The 14,852-nt window shown below is 61.8% G+C and carries 17 protein-coding genes; all 17 read right to left on the bottom strand.

Translation table 11 applies throughout. The annotated features are described in order from the left end of the window. Positions 1-29: 29 nt before the first annotated feature. Positions 30-1,493, bottom strand: coding sequence for a ribosome biogenesis GTPase Der (gene der, locus K3F44_RS24430; protein ID WP_103436120.1), 1,464 nt, complete (start codon positions 1,491-1,493; stop codon positions 30-32). Positions 1,494-1,608: 115 nt separating this feature from the next. Continuing rightward, positions 1,609-2,751: an outer membrane protein assembly factor BamB gene (gene bamB, locus K3F44_RS24425; protein ID WP_207072425.1), complete on the bottom strand. Its 1,143-nt coding sequence runs from the start codon at positions 2,749-2,751 to the stop codon at positions 1,609-1,611. A 1-nt stretch (position 2,752) separates the two neighbouring features. Next, a complete protein-coding gene (locus K3F44_RS24420; protein ID WP_101316709.1) occupies positions 2,753-3,394 on the bottom strand; it encodes a tetratricopeptide repeat protein in 642 nt (213 codons plus the stop codon). A gap of 40 nt (positions 3,395-3,434) precedes the next feature. After that, positions 3,435-4,724, bottom strand: coding sequence for a histidine--tRNA ligase (hisS, locus tag K3F44_RS24415; protein WP_101316707.1), 1,290 nt, complete (start codon positions 4,722-4,724; stop codon positions 3,435-3,437). A gap of 24 nt (positions 4,725-4,748) precedes the next feature. Continuing rightward, on the bottom strand, positions 4,749-5,858 hold the full coding sequence (gene ispG / locus K3F44_RS24410; protein WP_101316705.1) for a flavodoxin-dependent (E)-4-hydroxy-3-methylbut-2-enyl-diphosphate synthase: 1,110 nt from the start codon (positions 5,856-5,858) through the stop codon (positions 4,749-4,751). Positions 5,859-5,861: 3 nt separating this feature from the next. After that, a complete protein-coding gene (locus K3F44_RS24405; protein ID WP_220633121.1) occupies positions 5,862-6,848 on the bottom strand; it encodes a RodZ domain-containing protein in 987 nt (328 codons plus the stop codon). Further along, positions 6,848-7,606, bottom strand: a complete 759-nt coding sequence (gene pilW / locus K3F44_RS24400) for a type IV pilus biogenesis/stability protein PilW (protein WP_220633120.1) — start codon at positions 7,604-7,606, stop codon at positions 6,848-6,850. Before pilW ends, K3F44_RS24405 begins: the two co-directional genes overlap by 1 nt. Positions 7,607-7,620: 14 nt before the next feature. After that, entirely contained in the window at positions 7,621-8,766 is a 1,146-nt protein-coding gene (gene rlmN, locus K3F44_RS24395; protein ID WP_101316699.1) for a 23S rRNA (adenine(2503)-C(2))-methyltransferase RlmN, read from the bottom strand. Positions 8,767-8,794: 28 nt separating this feature from the next. Further along, on the bottom strand, positions 8,795-9,220 hold the full coding sequence (gene ndk / locus K3F44_RS24390) for a nucleoside-diphosphate kinase (RefSeq protein ID WP_101316696.1): 426 nt from the start codon (positions 9,218-9,220) through the stop codon (positions 8,795-8,797). An 88-nt stretch (positions 9,221-9,308) separates the two neighbouring features. Then, positions 9,309-9,509 (bottom strand): Fe-S cluster assembly protein IscX, encoded by a 201-nt coding sequence (gene iscX / locus K3F44_RS24385; RefSeq protein ID WP_101316694.1) that lies wholly within the window; start codon positions 9,507-9,509, stop codon positions 9,309-9,311. A gap of 15 nt (positions 9,510-9,524) precedes the next feature. After that, a complete protein-coding gene (gene fdx / locus K3F44_RS24380) occupies positions 9,525-9,866 on the bottom strand; it encodes an ISC system 2Fe-2S type ferredoxin (RefSeq protein ID WP_101316692.1) in 342 nt (113 codons plus the stop codon). Between the two features lie 3 nt (positions 9,867-9,869). Next, a complete protein-coding gene (gene hscA / locus K3F44_RS24375; protein ID WP_220633119.1) occupies positions 9,870-11,732 on the bottom strand; it encodes a Fe-S protein assembly chaperone HscA in 1,863 nt (620 codons plus the stop codon). Between the two features lie 41 nt (positions 11,733-11,773). Further along, positions 11,774-12,286 (bottom strand): co-chaperone HscB, encoded by a 513-nt coding sequence (gene hscB / locus K3F44_RS24370; RefSeq protein ID WP_150572098.1) that lies wholly within the window; start codon positions 12,284-12,286, stop codon positions 11,774-11,776. Positions 12,287-12,294: 8 nt separating this feature from the next. Continuing rightward, complete coding sequence (gene iscA / locus K3F44_RS24365; protein WP_101316686.1) at positions 12,295-12,618, bottom strand: iron-sulfur cluster assembly protein IscA; 324 nt, start codon at positions 12,616-12,618, stop codon at positions 12,295-12,297. A 29-nt stretch (positions 12,619-12,647) separates the two neighbouring features. Continuing rightward, entirely contained in the window at positions 12,648-13,034 is a 387-nt protein-coding gene (gene iscU / locus K3F44_RS24360) for a Fe-S cluster assembly scaffold IscU (protein ID WP_027619655.1), read from the bottom strand. 46 nt (positions 13,035-13,080) lie between these two features. Then, the gene (locus K3F44_RS24355) at positions 13,081-14,295 is read right to left on the bottom strand and encodes an IscS subfamily cysteine desulfurase (protein WP_150570782.1); all 1,215 of its coding nucleotides are present in this window, start codon (positions 14,293-14,295) and stop codon (positions 13,081-13,083) included. A 42-nt stretch (positions 14,296-14,337) separates the two neighbouring features. After that, the gene (iscR, locus tag K3F44_RS24350; protein WP_101316682.1) at positions 14,338-14,829 is read right to left on the bottom strand and encodes a Fe-S cluster assembly transcriptional regulator IscR; all 492 of its coding nucleotides are present in this window, start codon (positions 14,827-14,829) and stop codon (positions 14,338-14,340) included. Positions 14,830-14,852 lie beyond the last annotated feature (23 nt).

Here is a 14,852-nt window from a genome sequence, read left to right as displayed (position 1 = left end):
AGCAGCCCCGGTGCAGGGTCAGGCCAGAATCAGCGCTTGTCTTTGCGCTTCTTCTCGGCCTTCTTGTGGTGCGACATCAAGCGGCGCTTCTTGTTGACCTGGCGATCGGTGAGGGTGTTCTTGTTACCCTCGTACGGGTTCTCGCCGCCTTTGTACTCGATGCGGATCGGCGTACCGACCAGCTTGAGCACGCGACGGTAAGTGTTCTCCAGGTAGCGCGAGTACGAGCGTGGAATCTTCTCGGTCTGGTTCCCGTGGATCACGATGATCGGCGGGTTGGCGCCACCCAGGTGAGCGTAACGCAGCTTGATCCGGCGGCCATTGACCAGCGGCGGCTGGTGGTCGCCGATAGCGTCTTCCAGAATCTGCGTCAGCCGGCTGGTCGGCCAGCGGGTGACCGCCGACTTGAACGCGGCCTGCACCGACTTGTACAGGTTGCCCACGCCGGTGCCGTGCAGCGCCGAGATGAAGTGGATGTCGGCGAAGTCGACGAAGAACAACCGGCGCTCGAGCTCGGTCTTGACGTAGTCGCGCTCGCCCGGCTGCATGCCATCCCACTTGTTCAGGGCAATGACGATGGCGCGGCCGGCCTCAAGGGCAAAGCCGAGCAGGTTGAGGTCGTGGTCGACCACACCTTCGCGGGCGTCCATGACAAAGATCACCACGTTGGCGTCTTTGATCGCCTGCAGGGTTTTCACCACCGAGAACTTTTCGACTTCCTCGTGGATCTTGCCGCGCTTGCGCACCCCGGCGGTGTCGATGAAGGTGTACTTGTCACCATCACGCTCGAACGGGATGTAGATACTGTCGCGAGTGGTGCCTGGCTCGTCATAGACCACCACGCGCTCTTCACCGAGCATGCGGTTGACCAGGGTCGACTTGCCCACGTTGGGACGGCCGATGATGGCGATCTTGATGCCGTCTTTTTCGCTCGGGCCTGGAATCCGAACGGCCTCTTCGCCTTCGGCAACTTCCTGGTCGAGTGCGTCTTCTTCCTGATCGCGCGGGATGTGCCCGAGCAGCTCTTCCATCAGGGCGTTGATACCGCGGCCCTGGGAGCCGGCGACCGGAATCGCGTTGCCCATGCCCAGCGGCGAGAACTCGGCACGTGCCAGGTCAGGATCGATGTGGTCGATCTTGTTGGCGACCAGCACCGCAGACTTGTTCCGCTTGCGCAGGTGGTCAGCGATCATCTGGTCGGCAGCGGTCATGCCGGCGCGGGCATCCACCAGGAACAGCACGTAGTCGGCCTCTTCGATGGCCATCAGCGACTGCTCGGCCATCTTCTCGTCCATGCCCACTTCGTCACCGGTGATACCGCCGGTGTCGATCAGGATGTACGAACGGCCCTGCCACATGGCATCGCCGTACTGGCGGTCACGGGTCAGGCCCGAGAGGTCGCCGACAATGGCGTCGCGGGTTTTGGTCAAGCGGTTGAACATGGTGGACTTGCCGACGTTCGGCCGCCCCACCAGGGCGATTACGGGAACCATACGGCTCTCCACTCTTGAATTCTTGAAAATGCAAAGGCCGCTGCAGAGCAGCGGCCGGAGTTCGCGCGGCGCATCATGCGCCACTGCTCGAAGCCTCACGGCTTCAAGCTTAGCCTCAGCGGATGGTCAATGCCTCGAGCTTGCCGCTGTTGCCGAAGACATAAATGGTGTCGCCGACCACCAAGGGGCGGGCGCGCAGGCCATCACTGTCAATACGCTCACGGCCAACGAAGCGACCATCGACCTGGCTCAGCAGGTGCAGGTAGCCTTCGAAGTCACCGACTGCGACGTAGCTGGAGAACACTTCAGGGGCGCTCAGCTGACGGCGCGCCATGGAATCGTTGCTCCACAGTGCGCTCGACGAACGCTCATCGACGCCTTCAACGGTGCCGGAAGCTTCGCTGACGTAGACGTTGCCAAAGCCCTGGGCGACACCGACGTAGCTGGACGCATCACGCTGCCACAGCACGCGGCCGCTTTCCAGGTCCAGACCGGCAACCCGGCCCTGATAGGTACCGACGTACAGGGTACCACCAGACAGCAGCAAACCGCCGTCGATATCGACGACGCGTTCGAGTTCGGAGCGACCTTGCGGGATCGCGACGCGGCTTTCCCAGACCGGCACGCCGTTCTGGATGTCGACAGCAACAACCTTGCCGGTCGACAGGCCGGCAACGGCCATGCGATTGGTCACGATCGGTGCGCCAGTGCCACGCAGAGTCAGTACCGCTGGAGTGCTTTCGTAGATCCAGCGACGGTCGCCGGTCGCGGCGTCCAGACCAATCAGACGATCGTCCTGAGTCTGCACCACCACCACGTCACCGTTGTTAGCCGGCGGCGCCAGCACTTCACTGGTCACGCGGGAGCGCCAGCGCTCCTCACCGGTGCTGCTGTCCAGGGCGATCACTTCACCCTTGAGGGTGCCGAGCATGACCAGGCCATAGCCGACGCCGACTGCGCCGGAAACCGGCAGGTCGAGGTCCTGTTTCCAGACGATGTCGCCGGTGTTGCGATCGAGCGCGAAGACTTCGCCGTTGACGTCGGAAGCGTAGATGCGGTCGTTTTCGATGGCCGGCACCAGGGTATTGTAGGTCTCACCCTGACCGTCACCGATCGAACGGCTCCACTGCTTTTTCAGCACGACTTCTTCGGTGAACTTGGTCAGCTCGGCCGGAGGCAGTTCCTTCTTGCTGTTGCTGCTGCAACCCACGACCAGTACGGCCAGGCTCAGCACTGCTGCTTGTTTCCAACCGATCACGTCAAGCGTCCCCTTTGGCCAGGTCATCCAGCTTCAGTTGCAGGCCACCGACCGCTGCTTCATCAGACAACGCGGCCTTGGCTTTTTCGTATGCGCTATGGGCATCGCCAGCGCGGCCCAACTGTACCAGCAGATCGCCCTTGAGCTCTTCGCGGCTGGCCTGAAACGCCTTGTCAGCGTCGCCATCGAGCAGCTTCAGTGCTTCGTCAGCCTTATCCTGAGCAGCCAGCACACGGGCCAGACGCTGGCGTGCGATCTCGCCCAGGGTGGCATCGGCAGGTTTTGCCAGCACGCTGTTGAGTTCGCTGGCTGCGTCGTCCAGCTTGCCGCTGTCGACCGCGACCTTGGCCACGAACAGGCTGCCGTACTGGGCATAGGCGGTGCCGCCAAACTCGCTCTTGAGCTTGCCAGCCAATTCGGCAACCTTGCTTGCATCAGGCTCGCCGGTCGGCGTCAGGGCCGTTTCCAGCAGGTTCTGGTACAGCACCGAAGCGCCTTGTGACTGATTGCTCTGGTACTTGTGCCAGGTCTGCCAGCCAGCTACCAAAGCAGCAGCCAACAGGGCGCCGGTCAGCAGCGGCTTGCCGTTGCGATCCCACCAGTCCTTGGCCGCGCTCAGGCCATCATCATCGGTACTCGACACCCCAATACTCCTATTCAGCAAATTCGGCTGTTTGACTGCTTCACGCGTTCGCGAGGGCAGCTTGCAGGTGCTCGGCCAGAGCATCCCAGGCTATGTTCTGTTGTTCGCCCTGGCCACGCAGGGGTTTGAAACCTACCACTTGTTGCGCCAGTTCGTCGTCCCCCATGATCAGGGCAAACAACGCCCCGCTCTTGTCGGCCTTCTTGAACTGGCTCTTGAAACTGCCGGCACCGGCGTTGACCGCCAGGCGCAGGCCCGGTACCTGGTCACGCAACCGCTCGGACAGGCCCAGACCGGCCAGCTCGGCCTGCTCGCCAAAGGCGCACAGGTAAACGTCGATCTGGCGGCTGATCGATTCCGGGACCTTGCCCAGGGTTTCCAGCAGCAAAATCAACCGCTCGATGCCCATGGCAAAGCCAACACCAGTAGTCGGCTTGCCGCCCATCTGCTCGACCAGGCCGTCGTAACGACCACCGGCACACACGGTGCCTTGAGCGCCGAGCTTGTCGGTGACCCACTCGAACACGGTCTTGCTGTAGTAGTCGAGGCCACGCACCAGCTTGGTGTTGATCACGAAGGGGATGCCGGCAGCGTTCAGGCGAGCCTTGAGGCCCTCGAAGTGCACACGGGATTCTTCGTCCAGATAGTCTTCCAGCTTCGGCGCGCCGACCAGCACGGCTTGGGTGCCCTGATCCTTGCTGTCGAGAATGCGCAGCGGGTTGCTCTTGAGCCGACGCTGGCTATCTTCGTCAAGCTGCTCGAGGCGCGCCGAGAGAAACTCGACCAGCGCGTCGCGATAGCGTGCACGGGCTTCGCTGGTGCCCAGGCTGTTCAGCTCGAGCTTGACCGCGTCCTGAATGCCCAACTGGCCCCACAGGCGCCAGGTCAGCATGATCAGCTCGGCATCGATGTCCGGGCCATCCAGGTTGAACACCTCGACGCCGATCTGGTGGAACTGGCGATAGCGGCCTTTTTGTGGGCGCTCGTGGCGGAACATCTGCCCGGTGTACCAGAGTTTCTGCACTTGGCCGTTGCCGGTGATGCCATGCTCGAGCACGGCGCGCACACAGGCAGCGGTACCCTCGGGACGCAGCGTCAGCGAATCGCCGTTGCGATCCTCGAAGGTGTACATCTCTTTTTCGACGATGTCGGTGACTTCACCGATCGAGCGTTTGAACAGCTCGGTGAATTCGACGATCGGCGTGCGGATCTGGCTGTAACCGTAGCCGTCCAGCAAACTGGCGACCGTGCCTTCGAAGTAACGCCACAGTGGCGACTGGTCAGGCAGGATGTCGTTCATGCCACGAATGGCTTGCAGCGATTTGCTCACGAAAAGTCCTTTCGAATCTGTGTATCAGCCGCGGGCGATCAGCGCCGCGTCGGCTTCGACCTTTTCGGCCGCTTTCTGGCGAATGAGCTTTTCCAGCTCCTCGACCAGGTTGTCGTTGTTCAGTTTCTGCGCAGGCTTGCCGTCGATGTAGATCAGGTTCGGCGTGCCGCCCGTCAAGCCAACATGGGCTTCCTTGGCTTCACCCGGGCCGTTGACCACACAACCGATCACGGCGACGTCCAGCGGGACCAGCAGGTCTTCGAGGCGACCTTCGAGTTCGTTCATGGTCTTGACCACATCGAAGTTCTGCCGCGAACAGCTCGGGCAGGCGATGAAGTTGATCCCACGCGAGCGCAGGCGCAGCGACTTGAGGATGTCGTAGCCGACTTTGACTTCTTCAACCGGGTCGGCGGCGAGAGAGATCCGGATCGTGTCGCCGATGCCTTCGGCCAGCAGCATACCGAGGCCGACCGCAGATTTCACCGTCCCCGAACGCAAACCGCCGGCTTCGGTGATGCCCAGGTGCAGGGGCTGGATGATCTGCTTGGACAGCAGACGGTAGGCTTCAACGGCCATGAACACGTCGGACGCCTTGACGCTGACCTTGAAGTCCTGGAAATCCAGGCGATCGAGGTGCTCGACATGGCGCAGGGCCGACTCGACCAGCGCTGCTGGGGTCGGTTCGCCGTACTTCTTCTGCAGGTCTTTTTCCAGCGAGCCGGCATTGACCCCGATGCGGATCGGAATACCACGATCACGCGCAGCATCGACCACCGCGCGCACGCGATCTTCACGGCCGATGTTGCCTGGGTTGATGCGCAGGCAATCAACACCCAGCTCAGCCACGCGCAGGGCGATCTTGTAGTCAAAATGGATGTCGGCCACCAACGGCACGCTGACTTGCTGCTTGATGCGGCCGAAGGCTTCGGCGGCGTCCATGTCTGGCACCGAGACGCGGACGATGTCGACACCGGCATCGACCAGGCGCTGGATCTGCCCGACCGTGGCGGCGACATCATTGGTGTCGGTGTTGGTCATGCTCTGCACCGCGATAGGCGCATCACCGCCCACCGGCACATTGCCCACCCAGATCTTGCGGGTTTCGCGACGCTTGATTGGAGATTCGCCGTGCATGAGTTACTGCCCCAACTTCAGGCGAGCGGTTTCGCCACTGGTGAACGGTGCAACATCAACGGCCTGGCCGTTGTAGCTGATCTGAGCGCCACGGGCGAAGCCCAGGCGTACCGCGAACGGTGGTGTGCCGGTGACTTCCAGGCTGTCGCCCTTGCGCTTGGTGGCGTTGACCAGCAGCTTGCCGTTGGCATCAGTGACCTGGGTCCAGCAATCCGCCGAGAACTGGATCGCGACACGGCCACTGCCGGCGGGGACTGGCGCTGCTGCGACAGGTGCGCTGGGGGCTGTGGCGGCAACGGCTGGTGCGCTGACCGGCGCAGCTGGCGCAGGTGCAGTCGGTGCGGCGGCAGTGCTCTCGGCGACCGCCGGGCTTGCCGGAATGGCTTCTTCGTTGGCCGAGCCACTGCTCTCGCCAGTGGCAGCCTGCTCCAATGGCAGCGGCGCACTCTGGCCTTGCTGAGCTTCGCTGACAGCCTGGTCTTCCGGCTCATCCAGCGGGTGAATCTGGGTGGTGCCGTCGGCGCTCTCGACTTCGACGTGCTCCAGGGCGATTTTGCCAAGGTCGCTGTTGCGCAGGCTGCTTTGGTCCTTCCAGAGGAAGAAGCCGCCACCTACTACTGCCACCAGCAGCACCAGGCTGACAACGCGCATGACGTTGTGCGACAGGCGCACCGGCTCTTCGATTCGTCCCAGCGAGTGCACCTGGCTGCCTTGCGCGTGGGTGCCGGTGACCTGGTCAAAGGCGGCGACCAGAGGCGCCTGGTCCATGTCCATCAGCTTGGCATAGGCACGGATGTAACCACGGGCAAAGGTGTGCCCTGGCAGCTTGTCGAAGGCGCCGGATTCGAGATTGTTCAGCGAGCTCAGGGTCAGGTTGAGCTTGCGGGCTACCTCGGCCTGCGTCCAGTCGCGGTTTTCGCGGGCCTGGCGCAAGGTCTCACCGGGGTGCTGGTGAGTCGCTGCTGCTACTTCGGGATGCGCGGCTTTCATCATTGCTCCGACAGGTATTGCTGATATTCCGGCGTACCGGGATAAAGTCGTTGTAGTTGCTGGCCCAGCTCGGCCACCGTTGCCGGTTGCTCGAACACCCGCGCCAGGCGGCTGCCCATCAGCAGGCTGCGAGCATCCGGGGCGCTCAGTTGGCTGAAACGATCGTAGTAATCCCGGGCTGGCACATAATGCCTGTTTTCGTAGGACAACTCAGCCATTTCGAACAACGCTCGCGGTTGTCGCGGGTTGAGCTGCAAAGCCTTGTGCAGATGCGCCTGAGCATCGTCGCGGCGACCTTGCCTGAGAACCGTCAGGCCAAGGTTTTCGAAGACGCGCGAGCGCTCAGGATACAGGGTATCGGCAGCGGCCAGGCGAAACACTGACTCGGCTTCGGCAAAACGCTCCTGAGCATATAGGAAACTGCCGTAGTTGTTGCGAATCCGGGTGTCATCCAGATTTTGCGCCAGCGCCTTGTGGAAATGCTCGGTTGCCAGCGTCGGCTCGCCTTCGGCCTGAAACACCAGCGCCAGCGCGGCATGCGCATCGGCATCACGGCTGTTCAGGGCAAGTGCCTTGACCAGCGGCGCCTTGGCCTGCTCGGTCAGACCTTGTTGCAAATAGCCCAGCCCCAACTGCACATACGCCCTGCCCGCCTCGGCCCGACCCTGCTGGGTGGCCAGCGGGTCATTGCTGCCGCCCGACACGCAGCCGGCCAGCAGCAACAGGGTCAGGAGCGACAGCGCTGCGCGCAGGATCATCGCTGCCGGCCCGCTCAGTGACGCGCAGCGTTGTCGGCGATCTGCACGTCGTCATTGAGCTGACGCACAGCGATGTAACGCTCGCTGCGGCGGGTACGGTCCATGACCTGACCAACCAGCTGCCCACAAGCGGCGTCGATATCCTCACCACGGGTGGTACGGGTGGTGACATTGTAACCACCGTGGTGGAGCAGGTCCTGGAAGCGGCGGATTGCATTGTTGCTCGGCCGCTCGTAACCGGAGTGCGGGAACGGATTGAACGGGATCAGGTTGATCTTGCACGGGATATCGCGCAGCAGCTCGATCATCTGCGTGGCATGCTCGGGCTGATCGTTGACGTCCTTGAGCAGGGTGTATTCGACGGTCAGTACACGCTTGCCACCAAGGGTGGCCATGTAGCCCATGCACGACTCGAGCAGGACCTTGAGCGGGTACTTCTTGTTGATTGGCACCAGCTTGTTCCGCAGCTCGTCGTTCGGCGCGTGCAGCGACAGTGCCAGGGAAACGTCGATGTGCTTGGCCAGCTCGTCGATCATCGGCACTACGCCTGAGGTCGACAAGGTGACGCGACGCTTGGAAATGCCATAGCCAAGATCGTCCATCATGATCTTCATGGCGGCAATGACATTGTCGAAATTGAGCAACGGCTCGCCCATGCCCATCATCACCACGTTGGTAATCGCGCGGTCGACTTTGGCCGGGATAGTGCCGAAGGATTTGTTCGCAAGCCACACCTGACCGATGACTTCGGCGGCGGTGAGGTTGCTGTTGAAGCCTTGCTTGCCGGTGGAGCAGAAACTGCAGTCCAGGGCGCAGCCCGCCTGCGACGATACACACAAGGTGCCACGGTCGTCGGTCGGGATGTAAACGGTTTCGACGCAGCTGCCGGAGGCAACGCGGATCACCCATTTGCGGGTGCCGTCGGCGGAAATGTCTTCACTGACCACTTCCGGTGGCCGAATCTCGGCAACAGCCTCGAGCTTTTCGCGCAAGACCTTGCCGACATTGGTCATGGCGGCGAAATCATCGACGCCAAAATGGTGAATCCATTTCATTACTTGACCGGCACGGAAGCGCTTCTCGCCAATGGAGTCGAAGAATTGTTCCATTTCCGGCTGGGTCAGACCCAACAGGTTGATTTTGCCAGTAGATGTCGTCATGGATTCACCCTCACCCGTAAGCTTTCGCTTAGCGAGCGGTTACCTCGGTAGCTGCGAAGAAGTAAGCGATTTCGCGAGCGGCAGCAGCTTCGGAGTCCGAACCGTGAACGGCGTTGGCGTCGATCGATTCAGCGAAGTCAGCACGGATGGTGCCGGCAGCAGCTTCTTTAGGGTTGGTAGCGCCCATCAGCTCACGGTTCAGAGCGATGGCGTTTTCGCCTTCCAGAACCTGAACAACAACTGGGCCGGAGATCATGAAGGCAACCAGGTCACCGAAGAAACCGCGCTCGCTGTGCTCAGCGTAGAAGCCTTCGGCTTCGGCTTTGGACAGTTGCTTGAGTTTCGAAGCGACGATTTTCAGGCCAGCTTCTTCGAAGCGCGAAGTGATCTTGCCGATGACGTTTTTGGCAACTGCGTCAGGCTTGATGATCGAGAAAGTACGTTGAACAGCCATGGTAACTCCAGAAAATTGAGTATTACGAAAAATTAAACCCGCGAATTATACGCGGGTTCCAGGGGAATGCCTAACCTGCAGGTGACGCTCAGTCGGCTTCTTCGATCCAGGCCCCCTGGATCGCCTCAAGCACCTTCTCTCCGCCGCGTGTCGGATCGTCGCTGAACTCTGGCAGAGCCACTACCCAGCGGTGCAGATCGAGGAAATTCACATAACGAGGATCGACCTCCGGCTTGCTTTCTGCAAGCTGGATAGCGATCTCAAGTACATCAACCCATTTCAGACTCATGCCAGCCTCCAGGCTTCAGTGCGGCGCTTCGGCGGCGTGGTTGAGCGAATACTTGGGGATTTCGATGGTCAGGTCGGTATCACCGACGACCACCTGGCAACCCAGCCGGGACTGCGCTTCCAGGCCCCAGGCCTTGTCCAGCATGTCTTCTTCGAGCTCGTCGGCTTCGTCGAGCGAGTCAAAGCCCTTGCGCACGATGCAATGGCAGGTGGTGCAGGCCTTGACCCCGCCGCAGGCGCTTTCCATCTCGATGTGATGGTCGTGAGCCAGCTCCAGGATGTTGGTCCCGGTTGCGACTTCCACGGTCAGCCCTTCGGGGCAAAACTTCTCATGCGGCAGGAATGTCACCAGCGGCATCGATTACTCCTCGATCTCATTCAGGTTGCGCCCGGCCAGTGCGGCTTTGACCGTCGAATCAAGGCGACGGGCGGCAAATGCATCGGTCACCTGCGACAGACGCTTGGTCTGTTGCTCGATGGCAGGGCCATCGGTGCCGGCCAGCAAATCACGTAGTTGTTGCATCTGGAAGCCAATGGCTTCGCGCTCTTCGGCGCTCAGCAGGCGCTCGCCGTCGGCATCCAGCGCACCCTGCACCGCTTCGAGCAGACGTTCGCCGTCGACCTGATGCTCGCGCAACTGGCGGGCCTGCTTGTCGGTGCCGGCGTGCTCGAACGAATCCTTCAGCATGCGGGCGATTTCACCGTCGGTCAGGCCGTACGACGGCTTGACCTGAATGCTTGCTTCCACGCCCGAGCCCAGTTCGCGTGCAGCGACGCTGAGCAGGCCATCGGCGTCGACCTGGAAGGTCACGCGGATCTTCGCCGAGCCGGCGACCATCGGCGGAATCCCACGCAGTTCGAAGCGCGCCAGCGAGCGGCAGTCGCTGATCAGTTCGCGCTCGCCCTGCAGGACGTGGATCATCATGGCCGTCTGGCCATCTTTGTAGGTGGTGAATTCCTGAGCGCGGGCCACCGGGATCGTGGTGTTGCGCGGGATCACCTTTTCCATCAGGCCGCCCATGGTCTCCAGACCGAGCGACAGCGGGATCACGTCGAGCAACAGCAACTCGCCACCTTCGCGGCGGTTGCCGGCGAGGGTATCGGCCTGGATCGCGGCGCCAATGGCGACTACCTGATCAGGGTCGATCGAGGTCAGCGGAGCACGGCCGAAGAGGCCACCGACGGCTTCACGCACACGCGGTACGCGAGTCGAACCACCGACCATGACCACTGCAACCACTTCTTCGAGCTCGACCCCACTGTCACGCACGGCGCGGCGGCAGGCCTTGAGGCTGCGGGCGATCATCGGCTCGATCATCGCTTCGAAGTCTGCCCGACTCAGTTCGCCCTGCCAGTCACCGTGAACAACGCGCACGCTGGCGGCATCGGTCAGGGCTTCCTTGGCAGCGCAAGCGGTCTGCAGCAGTTGACGCTGAGTCGCTGGATCCAGATCAGCCGACAAACCAGCCTGCTCAATGATCCAGCTGGCAATCGCGTGATCGAAGTCGTCACCACCCAGGGCGGTATCGCCACCGGTGGCCAGCACTTCGAAGACGCCGGCAGTCAGGCGCAGGATGGAGATATCGAAGGTACCGCCGCCCAGGTCGAAGATCGCCACCAGGCCTTCAGCGTTCTGGTCCAGGCCATAGGCCACGGCCGCAGCAGTCGGCTCGTTGAGCAGGCGCAACACGTTCAGTCCGGCAAGCTTGGCGGCGTCTTTGGTCGCCTGGCGCTGAGCATCGTCGAAGTAGGCCGGGACCGTGATGACGGCACCTACTAGATCGCCGCCGAGGGTTTCCTCGGCGCGCTGACGCAGCACCTTGAGGATGTCGGCAGACACTTCGACCGGGCTTTTCAGCCCTTGAATGGTCTCGATGAACGGCATGTGCGACTCGCCACCGACAAAGCGGTACGGCAGTTGCTCGCCGAGCTGCTTGACGTCGGCCAGGCCACGCCCCATCAGACGCTTGACCGAAAGGATGCTGTTGAACGGGTCGCTTGGCGCTGCTTCGCGCGCGGCCTGGCCGACTTCGACAGCCGCCTCCAGGTAGCGCACAGCCGATGGCAGGATGACCTGCCCCTCGGCATCGGGCAGCGGTTCGCTGCGGCCGCTGCGCACGGCAGCAACCAGAGAATTGGTAGTACCCAGGTCAATCCCTACCGCCAGGCGGCGCTGGTGCGGCTGGGGGCTTTGACCGGGTTCGGCGATCTGCAGTAGGGCCATGCTTATCTAGCTACCTTAGGCGTTGTCACGGCAACACCGGGTTAATCGTCGAGGCGCTCTTCGAGCTGGCGCACTTCCTGGGCGAGCTTGTCGAGAAACTGCATGCGGCGCATCAGGCGCTCGGCCTGTTCACGCTGCGCAGGATCATCCCAGCAGGCGGCGAATTCCTCGAACAGCGTATCTTGCGCGAGCTTGAGGCGCTTCTTGAATACCGCGACACCGTCGAGGTCGGTAAGCTCTTCAAGTTCTTCACGCAGCTCCATCTGCTGCAACAGGAAGGCCGGATCATGTACGGTGACTTCCTGCGGCACTTCGTGACCACTGATGGCCAGCAGATAGCGCGCCCGACGGGGGGCGCTGCGCAAGGTCTGATAGGCGTCGTTCAACGCTGCCGAGTTTTCCAGGGCGACACGCTGCTCGCGCTCGGAAGCATCGGCGAAGCGGTCCGGATGGACCTCACGGGCCAGTTCGCGGTAACGAACGGCCAGTTGATCGAGGTCCAGGCGAAAGCCCGGCTGCAGATTGAACAGGGCAAAATGACAAGGAGTACCCACATCAAGCCTCAAACATTGAAGCTTTCGCCGCAGCCACATTCACCGCGCACGTTGGGGTTGTTGAACTTGAAACCTTCGTTCAACCCTTCCTTGACGAAATCGAGCTCGGTGCCGTCGAGGTAAACCAGGCTTTTCGGGTCAATGATGACCTTCACGCCGTGGTTCTCGAATACCTCGTCTTCGCCTGCCACTTCGTCGACGAACTCCAGCACGTAGGCCAGGCCCGAGCAACCGGTGGTGCGTACGGCCAGGCGAATGCCTTCACCCTTGCCACGCCCGTCGAGGGAGCGCCGCACGTGGTTGGCGGCGGCTTCTGTCATGCTGATAGCCATCGGAACTCCTTAGCGTCCAGTCAAACGACTCAGATCAAGCCTTTTTTCTGCTTGTAATCGCGTACGGCCGCCTTGATGGCGTCCTCGGCGAGTACCGAGCAGTGGATCTTGACCGGTGGCAGCGCCAGCTCTTCAGCCAGCTGGGTGTTCTTGATAGTCTCGGCTTCGTCCAGGGTCTTGCCCTTCATCCACTCGGTGGCGAGGGAGCTGGAAGCGATAGCCGAACCGCAGCCGTAGGTCTTGAACTTGGCGTCTTCGATAACGCCCTGCTCGTTGACCTTGATCTGCAGACGCATCACGTCACCGCAGGCCGGCGCGCCGACCATGCCGGTACCGACGTCCGGGTCTTCAGCGTCCATCTTGCCGACGTTGCGCGGGTTTTCGTAGTGGTCGATGACCTTTTCACTGTATGCCATGGTGCAATTCCTTCCTCATCAGGTAGCCGCTCTTGCCGGCGACTGCTTAGTGGGCGGCCCACTCGATCTTGGAGATATCGACGCCGTCTTTGTACATGTCCCACAGCGGCGAGAGTTCGCGCAGCTTGGTGACAGCCTTGCAGACTTCCTGCGCGGCGTAGTCGACTTCTTCTTCGCTGGTGAAGCGGCCGAAGGAGAAGCGGATCGAACTGTGTGCCAGCTCGTCGTTGCGGCCCAGGGCGCGCAGTACGTACGACGGCTCGAGCGAAGCGGAGGTGCAGGCCGAACCGGACGATACTGCGATGTCCTTGAGGGCCATCAGCAGCGACTCGCCTTCAACGTAGTTGAAGCTCAGGTTCAGGTTGTGCGGCACGCGCGCAGTCTGGCTGCCGTTGACGTACAGCTCTTCGAGGTTGGAAACCTGCTTGAAGAAGCGATCGCTCAGCGCCTTGATGCGGGCGTTCTCGCTGGCCATCTCCTGCTTGGCGATGGCAAATGCCTCACCCATGCCGACGATCTGGTGCGTAGGGAGGGTGCCGGAACGCATGCCGCGCTCGTGACCACCGCCGTGAATGATTGCTTCCAGACGCACGCGCGGTTTGCGGCTGACGTACAGCGCGCCGATACCTTTAGGGCCGTAGGCCTTGTGCGCGGAGAACGACATCAGGTCGACCTTGAGCTTCTGCACGTCGATCTCGACCTTGCCGGCAGATTGTGCAGCGTCAACGTGGAACAGCACGCCGCGAGCACGGGTCAGTTCACCGATTGCAGCGATGTCGTTGATCGAGCCAACTTCGTTGTTGACGTGCATCAGCGAGACCAGAATGGTGTCGTCGCGCAGCACCGCTTCAACCATGCCCGGGGTAACGATGCCGTCTTCGCCTGGCTCGAGATAGGTCACTTCAAAACCTTCGCGCTCGAGCTGGCGAGCGGTATCGAGCACGGCTTTGTGCTCGATCTTGGAGGTGATGATGTGCTTGCCCTTGGTCTGATAGAAGTGCGCAACGCCTTTGATCGCGAGGTTGTCGGACTCGGTGGCACCGCTGGTCCAGACAATTTCACGCGGGTCGGCGTTGATCAGCTCGGCCACCTGGCGACGGCCGTTTTCGACCGCTTCTTCAGCGCGCCAGCCAAACACGTGGGAGCGCGACGCCGGGTTACCAAAGTTGCCGTCGACCAGCAGGCATTCGGCCATCTTCTGGGCAACGCGTGGGTCGACCGGCGTGGTCGCGGAGTAATCGAGGTAGATCGGCAACTTCATTGAATATCTCCTATCAGGCGGTGGCGTCGCTCGTGACCAATGTCAGTCGACGGCGGACGTCTCAATCTTGTCCAACTGGGCGGATCGACCTGCAACACGGCGCAGGTCCTGGCGATGAGCGACTTCTTGCACCTCACGGCGCTTGACGAGGTCGGCCAGGCTGATGCCACTGAGGAATTCATGGATCTGCTGACTGAGGTCACACCACAGGTGGTGGGTCAGGCAGGTATCACCGGCATGGCAGTCACCCAGGCCCTGGCAACGGGTAGCGTCGACCGATTCGTTGACCGCGTCGACGACCTGGGCAACCTGGATGGTTTCCATGCCGCGCGACAGCTGATAGCCGCCGCCTGGGCCGCGCACGCTGGAAACCAGGCTGCTGCGGCGCAGCTTGGCGAACAGCTGCTCCAGATAAGAGAGGGAGATGCCCTGGCGCTCGGAAATATCGGCCAGTGACACCGGCCCATGCTGCGCGTGCAACGCCAAGTCAAGCATGGCGGTCACTGCGTATCGGCCTTTGGTAGTCAGTCGCATGGCGTATGGGTACCACGGGAGTT

The organism is Pseudomonas sp. S07E 245, assembly GCF_019599025.1.
GTDB classification, from domain to species: domain Bacteria; phylum Pseudomonadota; class Gammaproteobacteria; order Pseudomonadales; family Pseudomonadaceae; genus Aquipseudomonas; species Aquipseudomonas shirazensis.
This window is presented reverse-complemented; position numbering and strand designations above follow the sequence as displayed.